Origin of the sequence: Streptomyces sp. NPDC038707 (assembly GCF_040636485.1) — a bacterium.
GTDB lineage: Bacteria > Actinomycetota > Actinomycetes > Streptomycetales > Streptomycetaceae > Streptomyces.
Window position 1 is genome coordinate 36218 of the sequence record NZ_JBEZUP010000001.1, and the last position, 23909, is coordinate 60126.

The following is a 23909-nucleotide window of genomic DNA, read 5'->3' on the forward strand; positions in this document are numbered from 1 at the left end:
CCAGGTCGTGTCCGGGCCGCCTCCCGCGCGCGGGTACTGCACACCGCGCGGGAGCTGACCGCCCGCCTCGCCGAGGCGGAGCGCACGGCACTGTTCGCGTCCACGGCGACGCGGGTCTACGCGCTCTGGGCCGGCCCCGCCAGCCGGGTCGGCGGCAGATACTCCCGCACATAGGTCCGCTCCCAGCACGCCCCCGTCTCCCGCAGTTCCCGCCAGCCGGTGTACCGGTACCGGAACAGCCGGGCCCGCACATAGCGGGGCGGGGTGCCGGGCGGGAACGGGGAGCGGCGCAGCAGTCTCAGGGTGTCCCGGTCGTTCTCCAGCAGGCGTTCCACCAGTCCGCCGAACCACTCCCCGGCGTACGCGGGCGACAGCGCGGCGAACCACATCAGCCAGTCCAGCCGCAGATGGTAGGGGGCGAACTGGCGCGGCCAGTGCCGGGGATCACCGGGCTTGCCCTTGAAGACGTACTCCCGCCAGTCCGAGTCCGGGCGCGGCGGCTCGTCCAGCGTGCCCTCGACCACCACCTCGTAGCGGATCCGGCTGACGCTGCCGAACGCGCCGTAGGTGTTCACCAGGTGCAGCGGGTCGAAGGAGCGGTTCATCACCTGGCGGCGGGAGACCATGTTCAGCACGGGCCGGTGGCTCAGGAAGAGCAGCAGTGCGCCGACCGCGAGCACCAGCACCTCGTACCACAGCGGCGCCGCGGGAACGGCCGGTGCCGTCGCCGGCAGCCGCAGCGCGGACAGGGCCAGCACGATGGTGATCCAGTTCAGCCAGGAGAAGTTCCCGGAGAGCACCAGCCACATCTGGGTGACGATCATCAGGGCGGCGGCGGCCGACGCGATCGGCTGCGGGGTGAACAGCAGGAACGGCACGACCAGCTGGGTGACATGGTTGGCGGCCACCTCCACCCGGTGCAGCGGCCTGGGCAGATGGTGGAAGAACCAGCTCAGCGGGCCGGGCATCGGCTGGGTCTCGTGGTGGTAGTCCAGACAGGTCAGTTTCCGCCAGCAGGCGTCGCCGCGCAGCTTGATCAGTCCGGCGCCGAACTCCACCCGGAACAGGATCCAGCGCAGCAGGAACAGCACGACGACCGGCGGCGCCACCTCGTCGTTGCCGAGGAACGCGGCCAGGAAGCCGGTCTCCAGCAGCAGCGACTCCCAGCCGAACGCGTACCACGTCTGGCCCACGTTGACGATCGAGAGGTACAGCGCCCACGGCACCAGCCACAGCACGATCCCCGCCCACAGCGGCAGCGCCGAGTCCGCCCCGGCCAGCAGGGCCGCCGACACCGCGCAGCCCGCCCAGGCGCACCCCGCGAAGAAGCGGTCGCAGTAGTGCAGCTGGAACAGGCTGGGGGCGCGCCGGAAGGGCACCCGGGCCGTGAAACGGGGGACGGGCAGCATGCCGCGCTCGCCCAGCAGGGCCCGGAACTGCAGCGCCGCCGTGAGAAAGGCGACCAGGTACACGGCGGCCAGAGCCCGCTGGAGGACCAGCCGGCTCAGCCAGTAGTCGGGTGCGGTGAACCAGTCCACGGCTGTGCGCGCCCTTCCGTACGGCTCCGTCCTCGCCGCTCCCGGCGTGGTCGTCCCCGAGTTGCCAGCCAAACCCGTGCGATGCCAACAATAGGGCGTAATCACCCATAGTGATGTGGAGTGTGCGGTGCGGATACCCACCCGAACCCTGGTCACGGCCTGCGTGCTCGCGGCGGCGCTGCCCGTCGCGGGCTGCGCGGGGACCGGCGTGAAGCAGACCCGGGTGGGAGAGCTCGTCTTCCTCCAGACCGTCGGGGAGCGGGGGCCCGGGCCCTTCACCGACTCGGCGGCGACCGGACCCGTCGCCGCGCAGTCCCCCCGGACCGGCGCCAAGGTCTCCGCCGGGGAGCTGGCGGCACCCCTGCGCGCGGCCCGCACCGTGTCCGGGGCGACCCCCGGTCTGTACCGGGGCACGCCGCGGGTCGCGCGCTGCGACGTCGAGCGGCACATCCGCTCTCTGGCGGCGGACCGGGCCCGGGCCGACGCGTTCGCCGGTGTCGTCGGGGTGCGGCGGACGGCGCTGCCCGCCTATCTGCGCGGCCTGACCCCGGTCGTGCTCGGTTCCGACACCCGCGTCACCAACCACGCCTACCGAGGCCGCCGGGCGGACGACTACCAGGCCGTGCTCCAGGCCGGCACCGCCGTCCTCGTGGACGACCGGGGCCTGCCCCGGGTGCGCTGCGTCTGCGGCAACCCGCTCGCGCCGCCCGCGCCGACCCGCGGCGGGGCCAGCGCGCGGGGCACGCCCTGGCCCGGGTACCGGCCGAACAGGGTGATCGTGGTGAGCCCGGCGCCCCGGCCCGTCACGAGCCTCGTCCTCGTCGACGCCGGACAGCGCACCTGGACCGAGCGCCGGACGGGCCACGACGTCCGCCGGGACCGCGTCGTCCCGCCGCCCGCCGGGGCCACGACCAGCCCGTCCCCGGCCACCCCGGCCACCCCGACGAGCCGGACGGACGCGGACCCGCCCCTTACGGACCCTGCCCCCAGGAACCCGTCCCCCACGGCCCTGACCCCGACGGACCCGGCCCCGGCGGACCCGGCCCCGGCGCAGCCGAGCCGCCCGGACCCGTCCGCCGGCGCCCCCGGCCCGCTCAGCCCGCCCGGCGTACCCGTGGCCCCGGACCTCCCCGCGGCGCCCGGCACCTGAGCGTGGGCCCGCCCCGCCCGCGCCCCGCCCGGCAAGTCGAAGAATCGGCCGGATGCTGGCAAGGTGGCCCCATGGCCGATCGGGGTGCAAGCGCCCTGTCACTCCCGGAGGACCGGCCCGTGCGCCCGGACCCGGTTCTCGCGCTCAACGGCATGGGCAGCTTCGACTGGGACCTGGACGCCGGTCTGTTCCGCCTGGACGCCCAGGCCTTCGAGGTGCTCGACCTGCCGCCCGAGGAGTACGACGGCCGCCTGGAGACCCTGAACTCGCTGCGGGTGCCCCCGCCGGAGGCCGCCCGGCTCGACGCCACCGTCGCCCGGGCGATCAAGGACGGCAGCGACCACTACAGCGCCTACTTCCGCATCCGCCGCCCCGACGGCACCCTGCGCTGGACGCACACCCGGGGCCGCATACGGCGCGACGACTCCGGGCGCCCGCACCGCGTCGTCGGCATCCTCCGCGACGCCACCGAGGAACTCGCCGACGGCACGGCACGCAGCCTCCGGGCCGCCCAGGACCAGGCGTTCCGCCAGCAGACCGGCGTCGTCCAGGTGATCTCCGCCGCCCTCGCCCACGCCCGCAGCGTCCAGGACGTCATCGACGTGCTCAAGGACACCCACGGCGTCCGCCACCTGGGCGCGACCAGCCTGGTCATGGGCCTGGTGGAGGCCGGCCGGATCCGGCTGGTGGCCGAGGGGCCCGCGGGCAGTTTCGTCCCGGGCACCCGCGTCACCCGGATCGACGAGCCCTACCCGATGAGCGAGGTCGTACGCACCCTCAGCCCCCGGTTCATCGAGTCACCGGAGGAGTTCGCCGCGCACTACCCCCTCCTGTGGCCGCACCTCACCGGCCTGCGCATCACCTCGGCCGCCTACCTCCCGCTGATCGCCCAGGCCCGCCCCATCGGCGCGATGGGCCTGCTCTACGACGACCGGCGCGGCTTCTCCGCCGAGGAGCGCGCCGTCCTCGTCGCGCTCGGCAGCAGCATCGCGCAGAGCCTGATGCGGGCGATGCTCTTCGAGCAGGAGAAGGACCTCGCCCAGGGCCTCCAGCAGGCCATGCTGCCCCGCTCCATCCCCAGCGTGCGCGGCGCCGACATCGCGGTGCGCTACCGCTCGGCCGCCCTGGGCCGGGACATCGGCGGCGACTGGTACGACCTGATCCCGCTGCCCGGGGGCACCCCGGCGGGGGCGGGCCGGGTCGGCGCGGTCATCGGCGACGTCCAGGGCCACGACACGCACGCCGCCGCCGTCATGGGCCAGCTGCGCATCGTGCTGCGCGCCTACGCGGCCGAGGGCCACCCGCCGGCCACCGTGATGGCCCGGGCCTCCGTCTTCCTGCACGAACTCGACACCGACCGGTTCGCCACCTGCCTGTACGCCGAGACCGACCTGGCCACCGGGGTCGTCCAGATGGTCCGCGCCGGGCACATCGACCCGCTGCTGCGGTACCGTGACGGCCGCTGTGTCCGGGTCCCCGTGGAGGGCGGGCTGCCGCTCGGCCTGTCCGCCGAGTTCGGCCGGCTGGAGTACCCCGTCGCCACCCTCGAACTCGACGCCGGCAGCACGCTGCTGCTGTGCACCGACGGACTGGTGGAGCTGCCCGGCACCGACCTGGACGACGGCATGTCCGGCCTGGTGACGCTCGTGCGCGAGGGGCCCGCCGACGTGGCGGCGCTCGCCGACCGGCTGATCCGGGCCGCCGAGGAGCGCGGCGGCGACGACGACGTGGCACTGCTCCTGCTGCGCCGCCGCGCCCCGCGGGCGGCCCGGCCCGGCGGCCGGCTCCGGCAGCACGTGGCGGCCGGCGACCCGGAGGCCCTCACCCAGGCCCGGCACCTGATCCGCGCCGCAGTCCGCGCTTGGGGCGCCCGCGCATCGGCCGACGAGATCGAGCTGGTGGCCGACGAGCTGATCACCAACGCCCTGCTGCACACCGAGGGCTCCGCGATCGTCACCCTGCGCGTGCTGGAGGGCTCCGAGCGCCGGCTGCGCATCGAGGTCGAGGACTGCTCCAGCGCCCTGCCCCGGCGCCGCGACGCGGGCGAGAGCGGTGTCTCCGGGCGCGGCCTGCTCCTGGTGGAGCGGCTCGCCGACGCCTGGGGAGTGCAGGCGCGGGGCGCGGGCAAGGCGGTGTGGTGCGAGTTCCGGCTGCCGTAGCGGCCGCGCCCGGCCGCCGCGTGGCGTTGTCGGTGCCGGATGGCACAGTGGACGTATGCCCGAACTGCCCGAGGTGGAAGCGCTGACGGACTTCCTGACCGAGCACCTGGCCGGCCGCCGGGTGGTGCGGGTGCTGCCGGTCGCCGTCAGCGTGCTGAAGACGTACGACCCTCCGCCCGGTGCCCTCGAGGGCGCCCGGGTGACGGCCGTGCGCCGGCACGGGAAGTTCCTGGACGTCGAGACGGACGGCGGGCTCCACCTGGTCGTCCATCTGGCCCGCGCCGGCTGGCTCCAGTGGCGGGACCGGCTGCCGGACGGCCCGCCGCGGCCCGGCAAGGGCCCGCTGGCCCTGCGCGTGGCGCTGGAGACCGGCGAGGGCTTCGACCTGACCGAGGCCGGCACCCAGAAACGCCTCGCCGTGTACGTCGTCCGCGATCCCGCCGAGGTGCCGGGCATCGCCCGCCTCGGCCCGGACCCGCTCGCCGAGGACTTCACCGAGGACCGCTTCGCCGCCCTGCTCCAGGGCGAACGGCGGCAGCTGAAGGGCGCCCTGCGCGACCAGTCGCTGATCGCCGGCGTCGGCAACGCCTACAGCGACGAGATCCTGCACGCCGCGCGGATGTCCCCGTTCAAGCTCGCGGCCTCCCTCACCCCCGAGGAGACCCACCGGCTCTACGGGGCGCTGCGCGGCACGCTCGGCGAGGCGGCCGAGCGGGCCCGGGGCGTGGCGGCGGGCCGGCTGAAGGCGGAGAAGAAGGGCGGGCTGCGCGTCCACGGCCGCGCGGGGGAGCCCTGTCCGGTGTGCGGCGACACCATCCGCGAGGTCTCCTTCAGCGACTCCTCGCTCCAGTACTGCCCGACCTGCCAGACCGGCGGCAAGCTGCTGGCCGACCGCAGGCTGTCCCGGCTGCTGAAGTGACCGCGGGCTGTCCCGGCTGTTGAAGTGAGCCCCGCGGCGCGTCCCGTCACCGCCCCGTCACCGCCCCGGAAGCCGGCTACGATCCGCCGGCCGGCGCGCGGCCCCGCGCCGCCCCAGGCCTCGGCGCGCACCTCGCCGCCCCACTCCGCGTCCGCCGACGTGACCCGGGTGCCCCGGGCCTGCGAAGGCTCCGGATGCCCGGCGGCGAACGGCACGAGCCCGGAACCGGCCACGGCCGGCACCACCGAGGCGGCCGGCCCGTACCCGAGCCGCCGGTCCAGCAGCCCGGGACCGGGCCGGGCCAGGCGGTGCACACGGACGGCGCGGTGGCCCGGCGGCAGCGCGTCAGCTGCCCCGGTGCCATCGCCAGGCGGCGGGCGGGCGGCTCAGAAGAGGTGGATCGCGAGGTGGCCCAGCGGCAGCCCCAGCCGCCAGGCCGGTGTCCACACCTTCGGCCCCTCGTCCTCGCCGAACACCGGGCCGCCGCCCGGCACCGCGTCGAGGTCCGGCGCGAGCAGCTCGGTCTCCTCCAGCCAGCGCCAGGCGTCGGCGGCCAGCGCCAGGTCCGGGTCCGGGCAGGGGGCGCCGGAGCCGGCCGCCCGCTCGGTCCGCTCGGCCATGCGCGCCCGCACCCAGTCGCGCCACGGCTGGTCGCAGGCGGTCAGCGCCAGCCAGTTCTCCAGCTGGGAGATCACCCGGATGCCGGACAGCTCCCCGTCGGGGCCGGACAGGAAGACGGTCAGCGCCAGCGCGTCCCGGCCGGCCCGGAACTCGAAGGACGTCGGCGGCATCAGATCGCCGGTGCGCAGCAGCTCGTCGGCGATGTACTCGGCGTAGAACCAGGCCATCGGGACGGCCTGCTCACCGCCGTCGGCGCCGTCCGTGTTCTGGTGACCTCTGTGCGGCATTCCTTCCTGCCCTTCCTCCGGTGCGTGCGCGTCGCCCGAACCCCCGGGCCCGGACCCCCGTCCGGAACGCGGATGAGGACAGCCCATGCCCGAACGCGGGCCGCGGCAAGGCGCTTTACCGAGGTTTGACCAGCCGTCCGGTTTCACCGCAGGTCGGCCGCGTAGCCCGGCAGGACCCGGCGCAGGGCGCGCAGCGCGTAGTACGCGCGGGACTTCACGGTACCCGGTGGAATCCCCAGGGCCTCCGCCGCTTCCGCCACACTGGCCCCGCGGAAATACACCAGTACGAGCACGTCACGGTGGGCGGGAGTGAGTGTCTTCACAGCCTCCCGCACATCGAGCATCGCCGCGGCCCGTTCGGCGTGATCGGCGGTCACCCGCGCGTTCTCGGGGACCTCGTCGCCGGTCTCGGGCGGCCGCGCCCGGCGGGCCCGCCGGGCGTCGATCGCCAGGCGCCGGGCCACGGTCAGCAGCCAGGGCCGTACCGAGTCGAAGTCGTCGGCGTGCAGGGCCTCCGGGTGCTGCCAGGCGCGCACCAGGGTCTCCTGCACGAGGTCCTCGGCGCGCTGGCGGTCTCCGTCGCACAGCCTGAGCAGCAGGGCGAACAGCGGACCGCCGTGCTCGCGCTGGAGCGCGGCCAGCTCGTGCTCGGCGGTCGTCGTCCCGTGGGTGAGTGAGGTTCCGGCCGTCATGGCCGTATGCCAGCGCAGGCCGCGTCCGGCGGACAGGGGCCGGACCGGGCCGTGCGACGGACGGTCGATCGCGTCGGCGAACGGTCGGCCGGGCGGCGGCCCGGGGCACCGGACGGGCTAATGACGCCACCCGGGCTGTTTATCCGACGCATCAGCTTCATACCCATATGCCCGTCACGGCTTCGTCTGCCCGTACGACGACCCTGGGGTGAGTTGATGATCGGACGCACCAAGCAGGTGGCGCTGGTCCTGACCGCCGTCCTCGCGGCCGGGGCGGCCTGCCGGAACCAGTACCGGGAATCCGGCGCACCGGGACACGCGGCACCCCCGGCCTCCCCGGCGCCCGCCGCGGCCGGGCCCTTCACCCTCGTCGCCTCCGGCGACATCGTCCCGCACGTCTCCGTCGTCGAACGGGCCGCCTACGACGCCGGCGGCGAAGGCCACGACTTCCGCCCGATGCTCTCCGGCGTCCAACCGGTCGTCTCCGGCGCCGACCTGGCACTGTGTCACCTCGCCACCGGGTACGGCCCGGACGGCGACCCGGCCGGCGGGCCCCCGCTCACCGCCCCGCCGCGGCTCGCCGAGGACCTCGCCGCCACCGGCTACGACGGCTGCTCCACCGCCTCCGCCCACGCCCTGGACGACGGCACCGCCGGAATCCGGCGCACCCTGGACGCCCTGGACCGGGCCGGGCTGCGGCACACCGGGACCGCCCGCGGCGAGACCGAGGCGCGCTCGGTCGTGATCCACCGGGCCGGCGGCGCCCGGGTCGCCCACCTGGGGTACACCTCCGCCACCGGCCGGCCGGTCCCCGCCGGCCGGCCCTGGGCGGTCAGCCTCCTCGACGCCGACCGGATCATCGCCGACGCCCGCGCCGCCCGGCGGGCCGGCGCCGACGTGGTCGTGGTCTCCCTGGACTGGGGCACCGAGGGCCAGGACCAGCCCGACCGGCTCCAGCTCACCCTCGCCGGACGCCTCACCGCCTCGGCCACGGACGGCCACCCGGACATCGACCTGATCCTCGGCACCTCCCCCCACCTCCCCCAGGCGTACGAGAAGGTCAACGGCACCTGGGTGGTCTACGGACTGGGCGACCAGATCGCCGGGCCGCTCCAGGACCAGCGGGGCGCCCCGGACCCGCGGGGCAACGAGTCCACCCTCGGCCGCTTCACCTTCGCCCCGCCGGACCGGCCGGGCGGGCCCTGGCGGGTGGTGAAGGCCGAGTTCGTCCCCCAGGTGTACGACCTCGACGCCGGCCGGGTCGTCGACCTGAACCGCGCCATCACGCAGGGCGCCGAACTGGAAGGGGTCCGCGACCGGATCCGGGACGTGGTCCTCAGCCGCGGGGCGGGCCAGGACGGGCTGGTCATGGCGGAGTGATCAGTCGCCGGCCGGCCCGCGGGCCAGCACCGAACGCCGGTAGGAGTAGCCGAAGTAGACGGCACAGCCGATCGCGAACCAGATCGCGAACCGCACCCAGGTCTGCCACTGCAGGAACGTGATCAGCCAGATGGAGAAGATCACCCCCAGGGCGGGCACGACCGGCATCCCCGGCGTCCGGAAGGCGCGCGGCAGCTCCGGCCGCCGGTAGCGCAGCACGATCACCGCGGCGCACACCACCACGAACGCCAGCAGGATGCCGATGTTGGTCAGCTCGGCCGCCTCGGCGATCGGGACGAGACCGGCGATGGCCGCGGACGCCGCCCCGACGATCCAGGTCACCCGGGTCGGCACGTGCCGCGTCGGGTGCGTCTTGGCGAACCACGTGGGCAGCAGGCCGTCCCGGGACATCGAGTACCACACCCGGGTGACGACGCGCGTATGGCGAAGTGAACTTTAAGTTCCTGATGGAACTAGCCGCCTGACCAGCGCAAACATCAAGGCCCTCGCTTCGGCGGGGGCCTTCGTCATGGAGGAACCATGCCTCGACCGACCCGCGCTCAGCGCGCGGCGGAGCTGGAGAAGCTCTACGCCTTCGTGGACGCTCACCCGACCAACCCGCCGCACCGGCAGGAGCTGAACGCATCACCGGACTGGAAGCAGGCCCTGGACGCGGCCCTCCAGCAGATCACCAACAGCACGGACGACGACGAGGCGATGGCCATCGTCCTGCCCCACGTCGAAGCCGCCTTCAAGCGCGGCTGCGAGGCCGGGTCCAGTCGGGCCGGCTACCGCCTGGTCAAGGAGAACGAGCGACTGCGCCGCGGCATGCGGCGCCTCCGCGAAGTCGTGGAGGACTTCGGCGACACCGGAACCATTCGGGCCCTGCATGCGGCCCTGGACAACTTCATGGACGACAAGGAGGACTCATGCACTGCCACTGCGGCAGGCCGTACCCCTGCCTCGAACACGGCGGCAGCGGATGAGCCGCCGACACCGACGGCGCCGTGACGCCGCCTGGATCGGCTGGGCGCTGGCCGAGGGCGTCATCGGCGCACTGGTCGGACTGCTCGCCGTGGCGATGTACCTGAGGTACCGCTGATGCTCTACGACCCACTACGCAGATACCTCAAGAACGCCGCATGCACCGAGCCGGCGGACCGGCAGCTGTTTTTCGTCAAGAACAGCGCTCCGAGCAAACCGCCTCCGGCGAAGACTCAGCGGCTCTGGGACCAGGCTAAGGAAATCTGCGGACTGTGCCCGGTCATGCAGCAATGCCGCCGTGACACGCTCGGCGAAATGGACGGCGTCTGGGGCGGACTCGATCCGCACCAGCGCCACCTGATACGTCTGGCGCTGCCGAAAGCCGTCAAGCGCTGGCCGCGGGGGCGTCAGCTCCGCTGGGGGCAGGAAATCCACCGCCTCCGCTCCGAAGGGACCCTTTACCGCGAGATCCAGCGCATGACAGGGATTCTTGAATCCCCGGCTATCTATTTGCTCGGCATCTGGGAGCAGCACCTCAAGGAACTGGCAGACCCAGAGGTTGTGGAACTGCCGACGGCGGAGCCGGAGGAGAAGGAGAAGCCTCCTTTCCCGCAGACGCACGGCAAGCGCCACCTGTGGGCGCGGAGCAATGGCATGGTCCATGACTGCTGGTATCTCGGTCAGACAGAGGATGGCGCCTGGGTCTTCGTTCTCATCGACGGCCGCGGCCGGCGTTACAGCTCCCGCAAATGGATCCGGTCCGAGGACGTGCTGATCTACCAGCCACAAGCAGTGGTCTTCAGGGAGTACGTCAATCGCCCGGACCGCACCGGCCCTCGGGAATTGCGTCCGGACCAGAGGGAGGAGTGCGCCCACGGCCACAAGTTCACTGAGGAGAACACATACATCACTCCGGACGGGAAGCGGAAGTGCCGCACCTGCCGCAGGGCGGCGTATCAGCGAACGAAGGTCGCCTAATGCAGCTCCCTACGCATCTGTCCCACAGCTCCAGGGAGACGCTGGAGCGCTGCGCCAAGGCGTACTTCCTCACCCGCATAGCCAAGGCCCCTCAGGTGCCCGCCCTCTGGCTGGTGGGCGGCTCTGCCGTGCACTACGTGACGGAGGTCTATGACCTCTGGTCCATGGTCGAGCCCGACCCGGAGAAGCGGGACGAGGCATTCAATCTCAATGCGTGGTGGGAGGAGTCGTTCAACTCTGAACTGGCCAAGGCACGGGAGCGAGAGTCCAACGAGAACAAGTGGCGTTCGTCCAAGACGGAGCCAGTTGAGACCTGGCGGTCCATGGGCCTGACGTTCGTCCAGGCGTACATCGACTGGCGCGAGCGCAGCCCCTGGGAGATCTGGACCACGCCGGATGGCGAGCCGGCCATCGAGCTGGATGTGTCGGGCAAGCTGCCCGGCTGCCCAGTCGAGATCAAGGGCTTCGTGGACCGGGTATTCAGGGATCCGGTCTTCGGCAAGCTCTGGGTTCTGGATCTGAAGTCCGGGAAACGGCCGCCGAAGACGGCGGCGCAGTTCGAGACGTACGCGGCCCTGATTAAGGCCAAGTACGACGTGGACGTGCATATGGGCGTGCCCTTCATGAATCGCAAGGCCACGCTGGGCAAGCCGTACGACCTCTCGGAGGTCGACCCCAAGGCGATCGGCGCCGTGTACGGCGCGGCCTGGGGCCAGATCCTCAAGGGCGACTTCAGGGCCAACGGCTTCCCGCGGGAGTGCTACCCGCTGTGCGACGTGCAGGCCGCCTGCGCGGCACAGAACGGGCCTCTGGCCCACCTCTACGACCCGGCGTCGCCGGGCTACCAACCAGCCTTCTGAGGGGCTATGAAGAAGACGATCCTGGGCGGCCTGGTGGCCGCCCTTCTGCTATTCGGCAGCGTCGGCTGCTCGCAGTACAACGACGAGCGCGGGAAGGGTGACGCTCCCGTGGCGAATCGCTCCGGCGAGGACTCGCCGAAGGCCGTGACCAACAACCCCGACGGGTTCGGCAACGTGGCCACCGGCTGCGTGGCCGGTGCCCCCGGCTTCCGGTACTTCGTTACGACGAACACCGGCGGCCACCCGTCCAGCCTGGTTGTCCAGCAGGACGAGAGCTGCCGATGAGCTACCGCCACTCCAGCTACCGCAAGATGTGCCGGGCCATCTCCAAGGCCAACACGGCCACGGCCGTGGGCGAGCGGCCCGACCTGACCCGGACCGAGATGAATCGCGTCCTGCACTGGTCGAACCAGCCCTCGCTGCCGAAGCCGGCGGGCTGGGGCAAGCCGAAGAGAGGCGAGGTCCCCCTGTGGGCCCGAGGGGACGCGACCGCGTCTCAGCGGACGTTGATGTCCCGTGCCGGCTGACTGTGACTGCGGCGCCTGCTGCGAAGCCTGCGGGCACTACCGCGGATGCATCCGATTCGAATCGCCCGAGGGGGACGATGGCGCATCTTGAAGTCCTGGACCTGTATTCGTGCCAGGGCGGAGCAACGCGGGGGTACAAGCTTGCCGGCTTCACGAGCGTGACCGGCGTGGACAAGGACCCCCAGCCCCGTTACTGCGGGGACGAGTTCCATCAGCACGACGCCATCGCGTACGTCCTGGAGAACCTGGACGAGATACGCAGGCGATACGCCTTCATCCACGCATCCCCGCCCTGCCAGTTCGATTCGGACTGCCAGCGCATCATGAGGAACGACCACCCCGACCTGATCGGTCCCACCAGGGAAGCCCTGGAGCTGACCGGCCTGCCGTACGTCATAGAGAACGTGGGCGGCGCGGTCCCGAAGCTCAGAGATCCGGTCGAGCTGTGCGGGACCATGTTCGGTCTCCAGACCTACCGCCATCGGTACTTCGAAGCCGGCGGCGGTTTTTCGTTCCAGGCCCCGGAGCACCCCGAGCACGCCGCTCGCCAGGTCAAGATGGGCCGCTCCCCGCGGCCCGGCGAGTTCATCCAGGCCATCGGCAACTTCTCTGGCGTCGGCATCGTGCGCGACGACTGGGGCGTGCACTGGATGAACCGTGACGGCATCCGAGAAGCCATACCCCCTGCCTATACCGAGTACATCGGCCGGCAGGTCATCTCTCATCTGAACCAGGAGCAAACAGCATGACCGACGTGATGCCCGAGCAGAGCACTGAGGACACCGAGGACTGGGGCGGCGAGGAGCCGACGCAGGCTCCCGCCGGTTACCCGGAGTTCCCGGCCAACCCGCACAACCACCGCTACACGATCTCCATCGACTCCCGCGGCCCGATGCTCGTGGTCCGCGCCAACACCGCGGACGAGGTCAAGGGCGCCTTCGAGGAGCTGGAGAGCGGCGAAGCCGGCGCGGCCATCGGTCGTGCCTGGGCGGCCATCAAGGCGGGCGCCGCGCTCGGCAACGGCCTCGGGGCCACGCCGGTCCCGGCAGGCGCTCCGGCGACGTCCCAGGCGCCGGGCATACCGACCCCGCCGCCCTTCGGGCCGAACGTCTCCGTCCCCGGAGCGCCGGGCTACCAGGGCGGAGCCCCGGGCCTGCCGCCGGCCCCGCCCGCTCCGCAGGGCGGCTTCGGCGGCCAGCAGCAGGGCACCCGCGGACCGAAGCCGCGCCCCGCCGACTGGCCGATGGTCTACAAGATCGACGTCCCCTTCCCGCAGAAGGACGCTTTCAAGGCGTTCCGCGAGCAGTACAAGGACGCCCTGAGGGGCAAGGTCGCCTGGGCCGGCGGCGGCGCCTATTGGATCCACGGCGATGTGGTCCAGTCCTTCGGCCACTACAACCCCGTCCCGGCCTAGGCCATGACTTCCCTTGCCACCCTCCTCCCCGCCATGATGTCGGCGGGGAGAGGGGGTGTCATGCCGACGAACTACCGCCTGGACGAGTACGACCGCAAGCGACAGCAAGAGCTGAACAAGGCCAATCCGGCCGCGTTCTGGATCGTCTTCTTCTTGATCGCTGCTGCGCTTTCGCTGTACTTCGGCATCAAGGCCGGAGGGTAAGTGCTCACACTCTCGCGCTCTGTGACGCGGGCGGCGAGCGGCAAAGAGCCGCTGCCGCCCGCTTTCGCGTCCTGGGCCGCGCATGGGATACGTCCCCGGCGAGCGTCGGTGTCGATGCTCGCCGGGATCCCCGGCTCACACAAGACGCGGATCATGCTGAACGCCCTGGTCAACATGGGCGTCCCCACCCTGGCGTTCAGCACTGACTCGGACATGGATACCGTGTCATCACGCCTGCTGGCCATCGCCACCAGGCATCCCACGACAGCCACCGAAGAGTGGCTGCGCACGAAGCCGGACGTCTGCGCCCAGCATCTGGCCAAGTACGACTTCATCCGCTGGGACTTCAGGCCCGACCCCACGCTGGATGACATCTGGCACGGGCTGTACGCCTATCACGAGACCGAGGGCCGGTACCCGGACCAGACGGTCATCGACATCGCCTCGGACGTCGGTCACGACACCGGCGACGAATGGGGGTCCCTCAGGGACCTGATGCGTCAGGCCAAGGTGATCGCGAGGGAAACGGGCACGCACCTGTGGCTGGTGCACCACTGCTCGGACAGCTCCAGCACGAAGAAGCCCTGCCCCCGCAGGGCGGACATCCACGGCAAGGTGGCGGCGATTCCCGAGTTGATCGTCACCTGCGGTACGGACGCCTCCGGCGCTCTGTATGCGGCCCCGGTGAAGAACCGCCACGCCAAGGCGTCCGCGGACGCCGAGATCAAGATCCCCATGCACCTGGACGCAGCGACGTCCTACGTCGGGGACCAGCAGAGCCAGCCCCACGCCTACGCGGGCTGGAACCAGCAAGGAGAGGACAGCTGGTGATCTGGACAGATGAAGAACTGACGACCATGAATCACGCGCTTGAGCTGCTCGGCGACGTGATGGCTATGCGAGGGGATGAGTACACCGACAGCGATCAACGGGCACACACTTCCCTGTCTCTCAGGGTCACAGAGGAGCTGGCCCGCCGAGAGGCCGTGGGGAGGCTGATGTGAACGCCCTCGTCCTGGCCGAGCTGCGGCTGAGACACGCGGCGCTCACCGAGCGCGCCGAGCGCCTGGAGCAGCGCTGGCGCACCCTGCCGCCCACCGCCAAGGCGGTGGCCCTGGGCAAGGAGATCAAGGCCCTGCGCGAGCAGGCCGCTGACTACGGCATGCTCTTGGAGCTGGTGGAGGCGTTGTGAGCAACATGTTCGAGGAGCCGCAGTCGCGGCTGACCGTCCAGCAGGCATGGCGCCGGGTGATGCTCCAGGCCCCGCCGGGGCCGGGCCGCTGCCGTCACGTCAGCCTGGATGACCTCCAGATGTTCATCGACAGGGCCAAGGCCGAAGGCCGGGTCATGTGCGAGGGCGATGAAGAGAAGTTTGCCCGCTGGACCGAGAGTCAGAACGTCGCCCTGATGGACTCGAAGCTCTACGTTGACACCCCGTGGGGTGAGAAGCGGTGAGTCGCTACGAGATCCGCGAGCGGGAGGCCACTGACCTCCAGCGAGGCATGGGCTTCCCGGAGCGCTACTTCGAGATCTGGGACTTGGAGAAGGACAGGCGCGTGCCCTTCGCGGTGTACCGCACCCGCGAGGACGCCCAACGGCGCATCGACCGCGGGGCGGCGCGATGAGGGTCATCGTCACAGGCTCCAGAGCCTGGCCCGACTCGGTGAGGGTCGGACACGAGCTGACGCAGTTGTACCGGCAGCACGGGCCCTTCGTGCTCATTCACGGCGACTGCGCCACGGGTGCGGACGCTGCCGCGCACCACTGGTACCAGGTGGCCGGCGCGGGGCTCGGCTGCGAGGAGCTGCGCTTCTCTGCCGCCTGGGAGAGATACGGCCCCAAAGCCGGGCCGATACGGAACCGGAAGATGGTCAGTGAGGCCAGGGCCGATTTGGTCCTGGCCTTCCTTCATGGCGCGAGCAACGGCACGCGCCACACGATCAGCCTGGCCGCCGCGGCCGGCATCGAGGTCAGGAGGTACGAGGCATGAACTTGAAGTGGGAGGAGCCGCCGACTCGGCGAAGCCACGGGGGCCGGCCGTACGGGACCGGCAAGCACGCCGAGATCGCCGCCAGGCTCCGGCGTCGGCCCGGCCGGTGGGCTGTCGTCGGCGCCTTCAAGTCGACTTCCGTCTCGGCCAGCATGGCCCGGTCCATCCGTGCCGGGGTCAACATGTCGGCCTACACCCCCGCCGGGACATTCGAGGCGGTGGCTCGGACGGTCGACGGCGAGCACCGGGTGTACGCCCGCTACGTGGGCGGCGAGGGCTCGTGAAGCGATACCGCATCGAGTGCCTGAACCCCGCGTGCACGTGGGTCGGGTACCGGCGGAACGCGTACGAGTGCGAGTGCTACGACTACCCGTGCCACCCGACCTCGCCGGGCATGGGGTGCCCGAACGGGGCCAACCTACGGGCCGACTGCCCGCGCTGCAAGAGCGACTGGGAGCCTCGCGGCCTGAAGTCGTGGGCCAGCCCCGAGTACTTCTACGTCCGCGAGACCTGGAGCCGTGAGTACACGGCCACGATCCTGCGCGGACGCGCCAAGCTGCGCAGAGAGGGACAGCGAGCATGAGCGACGACCACCGCGGCTTGCCGCACGACCTGCCCGAGTACGTGCCGAACCTGCCCCTGGCCACCGATCTGCGGCGGCAGGTCCGCAGCAAAGCCAAGGTCGCCAAGACCGCCTACGGCAAGTGGGGCTGGGAGCACGACTGTGGCCCGCACTTGCACTACGTGTGTGGGCTGCCGGATCAGCCCTGGGCCTTCGCCGAGGCCCTGGCGCACGTGAAGGGGTGCCGGTGAACGAGGAGACAGTAAAGGTCGACCTGGGGGACGACTTCTACCAGGGCGCCTACTTCAGCACCACGGCCACGTACCTGGACTACGAGGTGCCCAAGTCTCAGCTGGAGCGCTGGGAGGCCGCAAAGACGGCTTACGAGGCCATGCAGGCCGAGATATGCCGCGTCATGGAGGAGCAGGGCAACCGCGTCCTGGCGCTCCACATGGAGCGCCGCAAGGGCCAGCCCAGCTCGGTGCTGCCCGCCATTCAGGTGGCGTACGAGGACGCCATTGCGCGGATGCTGGAGCAGTCTCAGCTGCTGCGGAAGGAGCAGCCCGAGTGAGCACCAAGAGCAAGGCCAAGGGAACTCGGGCCGAGACGGAGGCCGTGAAGTACCTCCAGCAGAAGTTTGGCCCGAAGGTCGAGCGACGTGCCTTGTCTGGCTCGAAGGACAAGGGCGACATCGCCGGAATCGACAACTGCGCCGGAGAGGTCAAGGCCACTGCCCAGCAGCGCCTGGCCCAGTGGCAACGCGAGACGCTGACCGAGATGGTCAACGCCGATGCGGCGAACTGCTTCCTGGTCGTCAAAGTCCCGTACAAGAACGTCTCCAAGTGGGACTTCTGGATGCCGGCCTACCAGCTCGGGCTGGAGGTCGTCAGCGATCCGATGGAGGCGCGGTGGGTGCGGATGGATTTCGAGCTGGGGCGCGACGTTCTGTGGTGCGTGACGGTCGAAACACGCTACCTCTAGCCCCCATCCTCGCCCATTACGGCGTCGAGCTGAACGAGGGCCGCTGGGGCAACGAGATGGCCCTGTGCCCTATCCAGGGCGAGAGACGCCCATCCATGTCCGTCAACGCCGAGAAGGGAGTCTTCCACTGCTTCTCGTGCGGGGCCTCCGGCGACGCCGTAAAGCTCGTACAACTGATGGAGAGTTGCGACCGTGCAGACGCTGAGCGACGAGCAGCGGAGATTCTTCGAGCAAGCGGCATCGACCTACCAGGCCGATCTCGCGGGCGATACCAGCGCCCAGGCGTATCTGGCGAGTCGGGGCCTGGGGCCAGACGCACTCGCTACGTTCCGCCTGGGCGTCGTTAAACGCCCGCTGGTCGGTCATGAGCAGTACGCCGGCCGCCTGGCCATCCCGTACCTGACCCCGTCGGGGGTCGTGAACCTGCGCTTCCGCTGCCTCCGGTCGCACGACTGCAAGGCGGTCGATTGCCGGAAATACCTGTCCGCCGACGGGGCGGACACGAACCTCTACAACGTCCTGGACCTGAGGAAGGATTCACCCTTCATCGTGGTGGCCGAGGGCGAGATCGACACCATGTCGTGGTCTCTGGCCGGCGTCCCGGCCGTGGGTCTTCCCGGGATCGATGCCTGGCAGAAGCACTTCGGGCGCTGCCTGGAGGACTTCGACGTGGTCCTGGCCGCCGGAGACGGCGACACTGCGGGCCGCAAGCTGAACAGCTTGCTGGCCAAGGAGGTCAAGGCCCGCCCCCTGCGGATCCCTAAGGATCTCGACAGCAACAAGCTCTACGTGCAAGGAGGGGCGGATGCCCTGCGACGACTGCTCCCCGACTGACGATGAATGCCGGTGTGGCCCCGGCGAGGTGTGCGGCCACTGCTTCGAGACCGCGCATGCCGCGGGCCGTGTGGTCATCCTCCCCGAGAAGCCCGAGCCCTCCGCGAACGACAAGTGCAAGTGCGGTCACATCCGCTTCCGGCATCAGCGTGAGGACCCCGAGGACACGCACTGTGCCATCCCTTCGTGCAAGTGCACGGCCTTCGGTTGGATCCTCTTCGAGTGGTACGAACCCCCCATGACGCCCGAAGAGGAGGAGCAGGCGCCCTGTCCGCATGAGTCCTGGGACGTCACCTCTGAGTGGGGCGACAAGGACGAGCAGGGCGAGCCCACGGGCAAGTGGTGGAAGTCCCGCCGCTGCAACGACTGCGGTGAAGACCTGGACAAGGTTCTGGAGGACGAGCCGCACTGGAAGTTCGAACCGGCAGAGCCTCCGCCCCAGCCGGAGCGGCGTCCGCCGCTCACCGTCGCCTACTCCGTCCAGGGCCACCTCTACGAGGTGGCCCTTTCTGGTGACGCCACCGTGCGCGCCGTGGACGGCGCCCTGGTCATCAGGCACGCCTTGGGCCCCGTAGCCGGCATCGTCCAGACGGCCCCGCTCCCCAGCAGGGGGCAGGGATGAGCGTTCAGGACGAGATGGAAAGCCTTTACTTTACCGCCGGGATGAGTTCGGCCCGCGCCGAGCGCGCCGCTGCTGTGCTGCTCGGCCAGCACGCCCACGAACTTGCAGAGAGGCAGCGGGCCAAGGCCAACCAGCTCGCCGTCTTCCGTTCGGAAGACATGCGCCTGAAGGCCGAGGGCCTGCGCATGGGCGCCGATCTCATCGACCCCCAGAAGGAGGGGCAGTAATGGACCCGCGGATCAGTAGAGCCCTGGACATCAAGACCGACGAGGAGACCATCACCATCACGGTGAGCACGTACAAGGTGCTGGTGCAGCACTCCGCCGAGCTGGTTGCCCTGCACGAGTTCGGCGTCGACAACTGGGGCGGCTACGGCGACGCCATGCGCTCCCTGGACGGAGAGGACGAGAACTGATGGACGACAGCTACCTGGAGCCGGCGGACGACGAGGACGGTCCGCTGTTCGATGATGACGAGTGGGGCCTGGACGACCTGGAGGGCGTCCCTCTGCCCGGAGAGGAAGACGCCTGATGGCGCTCAAGAAGTACACGTTCACCTGCGTCATGTCGTACGCCGACGAGTCCGATAACCCGAGGCGCTACGTCGACCTGGCGCTGACGTACGGCGACAAGCACCAGGACTACGTCCTGTCCTCCGTCGGGGACATCGAGGTGGAGGACATGGAGGACGAGGGCTGATGACGCTCAGGCTCACCACCGGCAAAGGCAAGGTCACCTTCGCCTACACCGACGACAGCATGATGGCCGCGTTCGAGATCAAGTCGGAGGACCCGGAGGAGAAGATTCTCGCCACCCTGAGGCGCGTCCTCGCTTTCGTGGACGCCCAGGAGGGCAAGGAGCAGCTGCCCGTGCATACGCCCGGAGTGACGCTCTCCGGTGCCGTACCGGCGCAGGCGGCGCCTGTGCCGGTCATGGGCAACGGCTGGGCGAATCTGGCCCAGCAGGCTCCGCCGGAGCTGCCCGCCGACCGCCAGGGCGAGTGGGAGCTGATCCCCCCGGGAGAGCAAGGATGAGCGCGTACAAAGACTTGGAAGCCCTTCTGGGCGGCACACCGCTGGCCCGCAAGGCCATCGACGCCGCCCTTCAGGAACACGCCCACGAGCTGGCGGAGAAGCAGCGGGCATGGGCCCGCAAGACCGTCGGTGGAGGCGCCGTGGGCGCCGTGTGCCTGAAGGCCATCGACGGAGCCGCCGACCTCATCGACCCGGAGGTGTCGACCGATGGCTGACAGCGAGTGGTACGAGATCCCCGGCGACGGCGGGCAGTACCCGAACGCCGAGTCGGCGTACGCCAAGGCCCGCCGGAGTGCGAGCAGCACGGACGAGTGCGTGGAGGTCTACCGCTGCACGCGCACCCTCGTGCGCAGCTTCCAGCGCACGGTCACCGTGGATGAGAGTACTCCCACGGTAGAGTGAATATGCCGCCCCGGACCCGGCTCAGCCGGACCTCTCCCCGGGGCGGCGCCCCAGCATGAAGAAGCCCCCCGCCTCACGGCGGGGGGCTCTTTTTTTGTGCCCGTATGGGGGTAAGGCACGTGGCTGCCAAGCCACAGATAAATCTACCCGTGTCCACTGACACGTGAACCCTATGTGTCCGTTCCTTCACGCTCTGCCAACGCGGCCTTCACGCCGTTCTTGATCTTCTCGTCCAGTACTCCGTTGGTCTGGTGGGTGATCCGGTCCAGCTTCTCGTCCTGCCGGTCAGACCGGTGATCCAGGTGCTGGATCACGAACACGGCGCCGAGGATGGGCGCCACCAGGGCCACGAAGCCCCCCGTGTCTGACCCCTTCAGGGTCAGCACCACGAAGCCGGCGATCACCAGCGCGGCAGTGCCGAGCTGAAGAATGGTGGTTCTCATCAGTCTCCCCTCAGGGACGGATGTCTGAGCTGGTCCAGGGCTACCGCTGTCGCCCGGTCCAGCACTCCCGTGACGGGGAGTCGGAATAGCTGCTGTACGCCCCGAAGGGCGGTTTTCGTGGCCGTATCCATGTCTCCGGTCACGTCGATGCCCAGCGCCCGCTGGGCGATCCTCACGGCCTCTCGTTCGCCCTCGTTGGCCGGGGCGATGATGACTCTGTCCGGCGGCCACATCAGGCGGTCACCACATCGTTGATCGTGCGCAGCTCCACCCAGAGAATGCCGCCATAGTTGCTGGAGTTCGTGCCCGGCTGGGCACGCTGCTCGTAGCGGTAGTCATCGATGACGACCAGATAGGACTGGTCACTGCGCAAGTCCTGGAAGGTGACCGCGTCACCGCGGGCGAAGATCTGCTCGAACGCCTGGAGCCTGGCGAGGCTCCGTCCCTCGGTGCCCACCATCTGGCCGGAGATTGTTTTCTCCCGGTCGAAGCACAGCAGCGGGATCGTGAAGACCCGCTGCCGGGTGCTCCCCGGCATGGCCTTGAGCTGCCAGCCGTTAACCTCTCCGCCCTGCGTGGTGTCGGTCGATGACCGGCCGATGGTCAGCTTCAGCTGGATCCACTCGACCGCGGTCGTCGGCGAGGCCAGCGACACGTCGGTGATGGTGGCACCGGCACCCTGCGAGACGGTCAGGATCGAGGTCTCGGCTCCGCCCGGGTCGATGACCGAAACGCCGACAGAGCCCATGAGGATGTTCGGCGTCTTCACGCTCACGAACTTGAAGATCTTCGGTTCCAACGTGGAGTACCTGACCCGGCCCGTGGTCAGGTAGCCAGTCGCCTCCTTGTCGGTGGCGTGTTCCAGGTAGGCCCCTTGACCGACCACGGCGAAGACCATGCGGTCGCTGTTGCCGAAGTTCGTCGCGGCGCAGACCTCGCCCGTGACGCCGGCCTGGAGGTCTGTGGCGTACGCGAAACGCCCGCCGGCCGCACTGCTGGAGTCCTGCACGGGCTGGCCCAGGTCCACACGGTACAGCCCGCTCTTGCCGTCGATGCCGTTCGTCGCGGCGGCGAAGAAGAAGCGGTCGTACGCCGCCACGCACTTCACGCCAGAGGCGTTGGAGATGAGCAGGGGCCCGTAGGCGATGTCTCCGTTGCCGTCGATCTCGCCGACGCGGAAGCCGCGGCTGGTGCCGAGGCCCACGAAGGTGCCGAGGTACGTCGTCAGGGAGTAGACGACCTCGCCCAGCGGCAGCTGGGCGGTCTGGATGCCGCCGGAAGCGAGCGTGGGGACAGCTCCGGTGCTGTCCAGCACGAACTTGTAGATGGCGCCCTGGGAGCCGGCGTAGCCGGCGGCATAGATGGCGTTGGTGCCCTCGGCGATGGCCGTCCAGGTCCACGCCGAGTTGAGATGCGTAAAGCGCAAGGTCTTGGTGCCCGCGGTGTCGCACTCATAGATCTTGTTGTCCAGGCCGATCATGATGCGGCCCTTGGCCCAGCCCATGCAGACGTTCGTGGTGCCGGTGGCCGTCCATACGGCCCCAACGCCTGTTCCCACGCCCTTGTAGACGCTGACGTTGTCCGCGGCGTAGTACGCCGTTCCGTCAGAGGCCAGGGCTCGGATCGTGTTGGCCCCGCCCCACGTCACCGTGGTAGCGGTCGTGCCGTCGTCCGACTTCAGCACGCTGCCGACGGCTGACCAGTAGCGGTCTGTGCCGTCGTTGTACCCGATCAGGAAGTGCCTGTTCGCCGAAGCGTCGGCGATACGCTGCGTCGTGCGGCGCAGCAGGGTCAGCTTGCCGTTGACCCACGGGTTCAGGCCCACGCTGTGGCCGTACTGGATGGCGTGCCTGTTCTGAAGGTTGGACTGCGCCACCGGGTCTGGGTCTTGGTACAACAGCCCCTCGCCGCCGATGAAGGTGGCCTGGCTGCGAAGCCACCAGTTACTGAGGCTCTGCTCTCCGGGCTCCTTGGCGTTGTCGAGCTGGTCCTTGCGCATCTGCGCCCCGGCCCGAGTCATGGCCCGGTCATCCGAGATGGCCGACAGCCACGGCATGCCGCCGATGGCGTAGGCGTACTGGACGCCATCCAGGGCGTACGAGGCGGACGCGGCGCTGGTCCGTCCCGAGAACGGGAACGGGAGCCGCGAGACGATGCCTGCCACTACGCCTCCCGGTACCAGCCCTGAATGGCGATGGGCGTCCCGGACACGAAGTTATTGCCCTGGCAGGGGATTCCGTCCCAGCGCCGTACGGCGCCGCCCGTGGTGCCTGTGTCGCCCGCAAAAGCGGGCATGATGCACACCCCGTCCACCACGCCCCCGTTGCTGTTCGTGATCCAGCCCGTCACGGACTGGCGGGTCGAGTTCGGCCCGGCACCATCCCGGTAGGGAACGGTGGGGAACTGGACCTGCACGCCGGCGGTGCCAGTGCCGGCGGTGGCCATGACGGTGTAGATCTCGAAGAAGACGATCTTGCCTATCTTCGTGTACCAACCGACATTGATCGTGAACGTGCCGGTGCCGAAACCGGTCCAGCTCGGGGTGAACGGGGTCCAGTTGGTGGTACCGACGCTCAGGGCGCCACCGACCGACAGACTGTCATCGGTGGCCAGAGTGTCCACCGCGGAGCGGTACAGGTTGGTGTCCCGGGCTGCGGTGCCCGGGCCCCACTCCAATTTACCGTCGGCGTATCGCCGGAACCGGTCGAAGGTGTCCGCCGTGACCTGCGCGGCTGCCGCTACCCCGGTCGGCGCGGCCAGGGTTGACTGCTGCGTGCCGGAGAAGTTCACCGTCGTGGAGAAGCTGGGAGTCCCCGTGAAGGTGGGGCTGCCGCCCCAGGAGCCCGCCAGGGAGCCTCCTGAGCTGGTCAGAGAGCTGGAGAGGGTGAGCGCTCCCGAGTAGGCGTGAGCACCGGCCACGGTGCCCGTGATGGTCGGACTCGTCAACGTCTTGTTGCTCAGCGTCTGGGTGTCGCTCGTCCCCACGAGCGTCCCCGCCACGCCGTGCACAGCGGTGGTGGCCGCCTCATGCGTACGAAAGTCACTCGCATCCGTCGCATCGTAGGTGTGGCGCACAACCGCACCCAGGCTGTGGCTCTGGGCGCTCGTGCCGCCGTACCCGCGGGTGACGGTGAGCGTGGTCCCGGAGACGGCGGTAACCGACACCAGCTCCTCGGTGGCCGCACCATAGTCCAGGGCCAGCGTGTACGGAGTGCTCGACGGGAAACCTGAGGTACTGGCCACGTTGATAGTCGTGGCGCCCGAAGAGACGCTGCCATTCAGCGTGGTCTGCTGGGCCGTGTTGCTGTAGAAGCGCGAGTTCGGCACGG

The 23909-nt window shown here is 70.1% G+C and carries 38 protein-coding genes and 2 pseudogenes; 32 read left to right on the forward strand and 8 right to left on the reverse strand.

What is annotated here, in order from left to right; translation table 11 throughout:
- Window positions 1-116: 116 nt before the first annotated feature.
- On the reverse strand, window positions 117-1538 hold the full coding sequence (locus AB0E62_RS00150; protein WP_362185635.1) for a lipase maturation factor family protein: 1422 nt from the start codon (window positions 1536-1538) through the stop codon (window positions 117-119).
- Window positions 1539-1665: 127 nt separating this feature from the next.
- Here AB0E62_RS00150 and AB0E62_RS00155 point away from each other — a divergent pair, with 127 nt between their 5' ends.
- From AB0E62_RS00155 to AB0E62_RS00165, 3 genes are all read left to right on the forward strand, one after another.
- On the forward strand, window positions 1666-2688 hold the full coding sequence (locus tag AB0E62_RS00155) for a DUF6777 domain-containing protein (protein WP_362185637.1): 1023 nt from the start codon (window positions 1666-1668) through the stop codon (window positions 2686-2688).
- A 71-nt stretch (window positions 2689-2759) separates the two neighbouring features.
- Window positions 2760-4847: a SpoIIE family protein phosphatase gene (locus tag AB0E62_RS00160; RefSeq protein ID WP_362185640.1), complete on the forward strand. Its 2088-nt coding sequence runs from the start codon at window positions 2760-2762 to the stop codon at window positions 4845-4847.
- Window positions 4848-4902: 55 nt separating this feature from the next.
- Window positions 4903-5766 (forward strand): DNA-formamidopyrimidine glycosylase family protein, encoded by an 864-nt coding sequence (locus AB0E62_RS00165; RefSeq protein ID WP_362185643.1) that lies wholly within the window; start codon window positions 4903-4905, stop codon window positions 5764-5766.
- 386 nt (window positions 5767-6152) lie between these two features.
- On the opposite strand, the gene AB0E62_RS00170 is transcribed toward AB0E62_RS00165, so the two are convergent.
- Both AB0E62_RS00170 and AB0E62_RS00175 read right to left on the reverse strand, forming a co-directional pair.
- Complete coding sequence (locus tag AB0E62_RS00170) at window positions 6153-6674, reverse strand: hypothetical protein (protein ID WP_362185646.1); 522 nt, start codon at window positions 6672-6674, stop codon at window positions 6153-6155.
- 143 nt (window positions 6675-6817) lie between these two features.
- Complete coding sequence (locus AB0E62_RS00175; protein ID WP_344351419.1) at window positions 6818-7366, reverse strand: sigma-70 family RNA polymerase sigma factor; 549 nt, start codon at window positions 7364-7366, stop codon at window positions 6818-6820.
- Window positions 7367-7582: 216 nt separating this feature from the next.
- Between AB0E62_RS00175 and AB0E62_RS00180 the strand changes: the two genes are divergently transcribed.
- Window positions 7583-8746: a CapA family protein gene (locus tag AB0E62_RS00180; protein ID WP_362185650.1), complete on the forward strand. Its 1164-nt coding sequence runs from the start codon at window positions 7583-7585 to the stop codon at window positions 8744-8746.
- On the opposite strand, the pseudogene AB0E62_RS00185 reads toward AB0E62_RS00180, so the two are convergent.
- Window positions 8747-9178: pseudogene (locus tag AB0E62_RS00185) on the reverse strand (APC family permease); the annotation flags it as partial.
- A gap of 108 nt (window positions 9179-9286) precedes the next feature.
- On the opposite strand from AB0E62_RS00185, the gene AB0E62_RS00190 reads away from it, so the two are divergent.
- The 28 genes and pseudogenes from AB0E62_RS00190 to AB0E62_RS00325 all read left to right on the forward strand — a co-directional run bounded on the left by AB0E62_RS00190 (window position 9287) and on the right by AB0E62_RS00325 (window position 20137).
- The gene (locus AB0E62_RS00190; RefSeq protein ID WP_362185653.1) at window positions 9287-9757 is read left to right on the forward strand and encodes a hypothetical protein; all 471 of its coding nucleotides are present in this window, start codon (window positions 9287-9289) and stop codon (window positions 9755-9757) included.
- Between the two features lie 90 nt (window positions 9758-9847).
- Entirely contained in the window at window positions 9848-10708 is an 861-nt protein-coding gene (locus AB0E62_RS00195) for a WhiB family transcriptional regulator (protein WP_362185655.1), read from the forward strand.
- Window positions 10708-11568, forward strand: a complete 861-nt coding sequence (locus tag AB0E62_RS00200) for a PD-(D/E)XK nuclease family protein (protein ID WP_362185658.1) — start codon at window positions 10708-10710, stop codon at window positions 11566-11568. Before AB0E62_RS00195 ends, AB0E62_RS00200 begins: the two co-directional genes overlap by 1 nt.
- A gap of 6 nt (window positions 11569-11574) precedes the next feature.
- The gene (locus AB0E62_RS00205; protein ID WP_362185661.1) at window positions 11575-11853 is read left to right on the forward strand and encodes a hypothetical protein; all 279 of its coding nucleotides are present in this window, start codon (window positions 11575-11577) and stop codon (window positions 11851-11853) included.
- Window positions 11850-12095 (forward strand): hypothetical protein, encoded by a 246-nt coding sequence (locus AB0E62_RS00210; RefSeq protein WP_362185664.1) that lies wholly within the window; start codon window positions 11850-11852, stop codon window positions 12093-12095. The genes AB0E62_RS00205 and AB0E62_RS00210 overlap by 4 nt, the downstream gene beginning before the upstream one ends.
- Before the next feature lie 77 nt (window positions 12096-12172).
- Window positions 12173-12844, forward strand: coding sequence for an SAM-dependent methyltransferase (locus AB0E62_RS00215; RefSeq protein ID WP_362185667.1), 672 nt, complete (start codon window positions 12173-12175; stop codon window positions 12842-12844).
- Window positions 12841-13509 (forward strand): hypothetical protein, encoded by a 669-nt coding sequence (locus AB0E62_RS00220; RefSeq protein WP_362185670.1) that lies wholly within the window; start codon window positions 12841-12843, stop codon window positions 13507-13509. The genes AB0E62_RS00215 and AB0E62_RS00220 overlap by 4 nt, the downstream gene beginning before the upstream one ends.
- A gap of 60 nt (window positions 13510-13569) precedes the next feature.
- Entirely contained in the window at window positions 13570-13713 is a 144-nt protein-coding gene (locus AB0E62_RS00225; protein ID WP_362185673.1) for a hypothetical protein, read from the forward strand.
- Between the two features lie 153 nt (window positions 13714-13866).
- The gene (locus tag AB0E62_RS00230; protein ID WP_362185676.1) at window positions 13867-14544 is read left to right on the forward strand and encodes a hypothetical protein; all 678 of its coding nucleotides are present in this window, start codon (window positions 13867-13869) and stop codon (window positions 14542-14544) included.
- The gene (locus AB0E62_RS00235) at window positions 14541-14717 is read left to right on the forward strand and encodes a hypothetical protein (RefSeq protein ID WP_362185679.1); all 177 of its coding nucleotides are present in this window, start codon (window positions 14541-14543) and stop codon (window positions 14715-14717) included. The genes AB0E62_RS00230 and AB0E62_RS00235 overlap by 4 nt, the downstream gene beginning before the upstream one ends.
- Window positions 14714-14905: a hypothetical protein gene (locus AB0E62_RS00240; protein ID WP_362185681.1), complete on the forward strand. Its 192-nt coding sequence runs from the start codon at window positions 14714-14716 to the stop codon at window positions 14903-14905. The genes AB0E62_RS00235 and AB0E62_RS00240 overlap by 4 nt, the downstream gene beginning before the upstream one ends.
- Window positions 14902-15168, forward strand: coding sequence for a hypothetical protein (locus AB0E62_RS00245; RefSeq protein WP_362185684.1), 267 nt, complete (start codon window positions 14902-14904; stop codon window positions 15166-15168). The genes AB0E62_RS00240 and AB0E62_RS00245 overlap by 4 nt, the downstream gene beginning before the upstream one ends.
- Window positions 15165-15338, forward strand: a complete 174-nt coding sequence (locus AB0E62_RS00250) for a hypothetical protein (RefSeq protein ID WP_362185687.1) — start codon at window positions 15165-15167, stop codon at window positions 15336-15338. Before AB0E62_RS00245 ends, AB0E62_RS00250 begins: the two co-directional genes overlap by 4 nt.
- Window positions 15339-15376: 38 nt before the next feature.
- Window positions 15377-15703: a hypothetical protein gene (locus tag AB0E62_RS00255; RefSeq protein WP_362185689.1), complete on the forward strand. Its 327-nt coding sequence runs from the start codon at window positions 15377-15379 to the stop codon at window positions 15701-15703.
- The gene (locus tag AB0E62_RS00260; RefSeq protein WP_362185692.1) at window positions 15700-15987 is read left to right on the forward strand and encodes a hypothetical protein; all 288 of its coding nucleotides are present in this window, start codon (window positions 15700-15702) and stop codon (window positions 15985-15987) included. The genes AB0E62_RS00255 and AB0E62_RS00260 overlap by 4 nt, the downstream gene beginning before the upstream one ends.
- A complete protein-coding gene (locus AB0E62_RS00265; RefSeq protein ID WP_362185694.1) occupies window positions 15984-16286 on the forward strand; it encodes a hypothetical protein in 303 nt (100 codons plus the stop codon). Before AB0E62_RS00260 ends, AB0E62_RS00265 begins: the two co-directional genes overlap by 4 nt.
- A complete protein-coding gene (locus AB0E62_RS00270) occupies window positions 16283-16516 on the forward strand; it encodes a hypothetical protein (RefSeq protein WP_362185697.1) in 234 nt (77 codons plus the stop codon). The genes AB0E62_RS00265 and AB0E62_RS00270 overlap by 4 nt, the downstream gene beginning before the upstream one ends.
- Window positions 16513-16836, forward strand: a complete 324-nt coding sequence (locus AB0E62_RS00275) for a hypothetical protein (protein WP_362185700.1) — start codon at window positions 16513-16515, stop codon at window positions 16834-16836. Before AB0E62_RS00270 ends, AB0E62_RS00275 begins: the two co-directional genes overlap by 4 nt.
- Window positions 16833-17246 (forward strand): hypothetical protein, encoded by a 414-nt coding sequence (locus AB0E62_RS00280; protein WP_362185702.1) that lies wholly within the window; start codon window positions 16833-16835, stop codon window positions 17244-17246. Before AB0E62_RS00275 ends, AB0E62_RS00280 begins: the two co-directional genes overlap by 4 nt.
- Window positions 17216-17413: pseudogene (locus AB0E62_RS00285) on the forward strand (CHC2 zinc finger domain-containing protein); the annotation flags it as partial. The gene AB0E62_RS00280 and the pseudogene AB0E62_RS00285, both read left to right, overlap by 31 nt.
- Before the next feature lie 25 nt (window positions 17414-17438).
- Window positions 17439-18080, forward strand: a complete 642-nt coding sequence (locus AB0E62_RS00290) for a toprim domain-containing protein (protein ID WP_362185704.1) — start codon at window positions 17439-17441, stop codon at window positions 18078-18080.
- Window positions 18081-18318: 238 nt separating this feature from the next.
- A complete protein-coding gene (locus tag AB0E62_RS00295) occupies window positions 18319-18702 on the forward strand; it encodes a hypothetical protein (protein WP_362185707.1) in 384 nt (127 codons plus the stop codon).
- Window positions 18699-18929, forward strand: coding sequence for a hypothetical protein (locus tag AB0E62_RS00300; RefSeq protein ID WP_362185710.1), 231 nt, complete (start codon window positions 18699-18701; stop codon window positions 18927-18929). The genes AB0E62_RS00295 and AB0E62_RS00300 overlap by 4 nt, the downstream gene beginning before the upstream one ends.
- Entirely contained in the window at window positions 18929-19117 is a 189-nt protein-coding gene (locus tag AB0E62_RS00305) for a hypothetical protein (protein WP_362185713.1), read from the forward strand. Before AB0E62_RS00300 ends, AB0E62_RS00305 begins: the two co-directional genes overlap by 1 nt.
- Before the next feature lie 115 nt (window positions 19118-19232).
- Window positions 19233-19400, forward strand: a complete 168-nt coding sequence (locus tag AB0E62_RS00310) for a hypothetical protein (protein ID WP_362185715.1) — start codon at window positions 19233-19235, stop codon at window positions 19398-19400.
- On the forward strand, window positions 19400-19735 hold the full coding sequence (locus tag AB0E62_RS00315; RefSeq protein WP_362185718.1) for a hypothetical protein: 336 nt from the start codon (window positions 19400-19402) through the stop codon (window positions 19733-19735). Before AB0E62_RS00310 ends, AB0E62_RS00315 begins: the two co-directional genes overlap by 1 nt.
- Window positions 19732-19950, forward strand: coding sequence for a hypothetical protein (locus tag AB0E62_RS00320; protein ID WP_362185721.1), 219 nt, complete (start codon window positions 19732-19734; stop codon window positions 19948-19950). Before AB0E62_RS00315 ends, AB0E62_RS00320 begins: the two co-directional genes overlap by 4 nt.
- Entirely contained in the window at window positions 19943-20137 is a 195-nt protein-coding gene (locus tag AB0E62_RS00325) for a hypothetical protein (protein WP_362185724.1), read from the forward strand. The genes AB0E62_RS00320 and AB0E62_RS00325 overlap by 8 nt, the downstream gene beginning before the upstream one ends.
- A gap of 170 nt (window positions 20138-20307) precedes the next feature.
- Here the strand turns inward: AB0E62_RS00325 and AB0E62_RS00330 are convergent, their stop codons facing one another.
- Genes AB0E62_RS00330 through AB0E62_RS00345 form a run of 4 tightly spaced genes read right to left on the reverse strand, consistent with a single transcriptional unit; the run spans window position 20308 to window position 23907 of the window.
- Window positions 20308-20580, reverse strand: coding sequence for a hypothetical protein (locus AB0E62_RS00330; protein ID WP_362185726.1), 273 nt, complete (start codon window positions 20578-20580; stop codon window positions 20308-20310).
- Window positions 20580-20813 (reverse strand): peptidoglycan-binding domain-containing protein, encoded by a 234-nt coding sequence (locus AB0E62_RS00335; protein WP_362185729.1) that lies wholly within the window; start codon window positions 20811-20813, stop codon window positions 20580-20582. Before AB0E62_RS00335 ends, AB0E62_RS00330 begins: the two co-directional genes overlap by 1 nt.
- The gene (locus AB0E62_RS00340) at window positions 20813-22744 is read right to left on the reverse strand and encodes a hypothetical protein (RefSeq protein WP_362185732.1); all 1932 of its coding nucleotides are present in this window, start codon (window positions 22742-22744) and stop codon (window positions 20813-20815) included. Before AB0E62_RS00340 ends, AB0E62_RS00335 begins: the two co-directional genes overlap by 1 nt.
- A complete protein-coding gene (locus AB0E62_RS00345; RefSeq protein WP_362185735.1) occupies window positions 22744-23907 on the reverse strand; it encodes a hypothetical protein in 1164 nt (387 codons plus the stop codon). The genes AB0E62_RS00340 and AB0E62_RS00345 overlap by 1 nt, the downstream gene beginning before the upstream one ends.
- Window positions 23908-23909 lie beyond the last annotated feature (2 nt).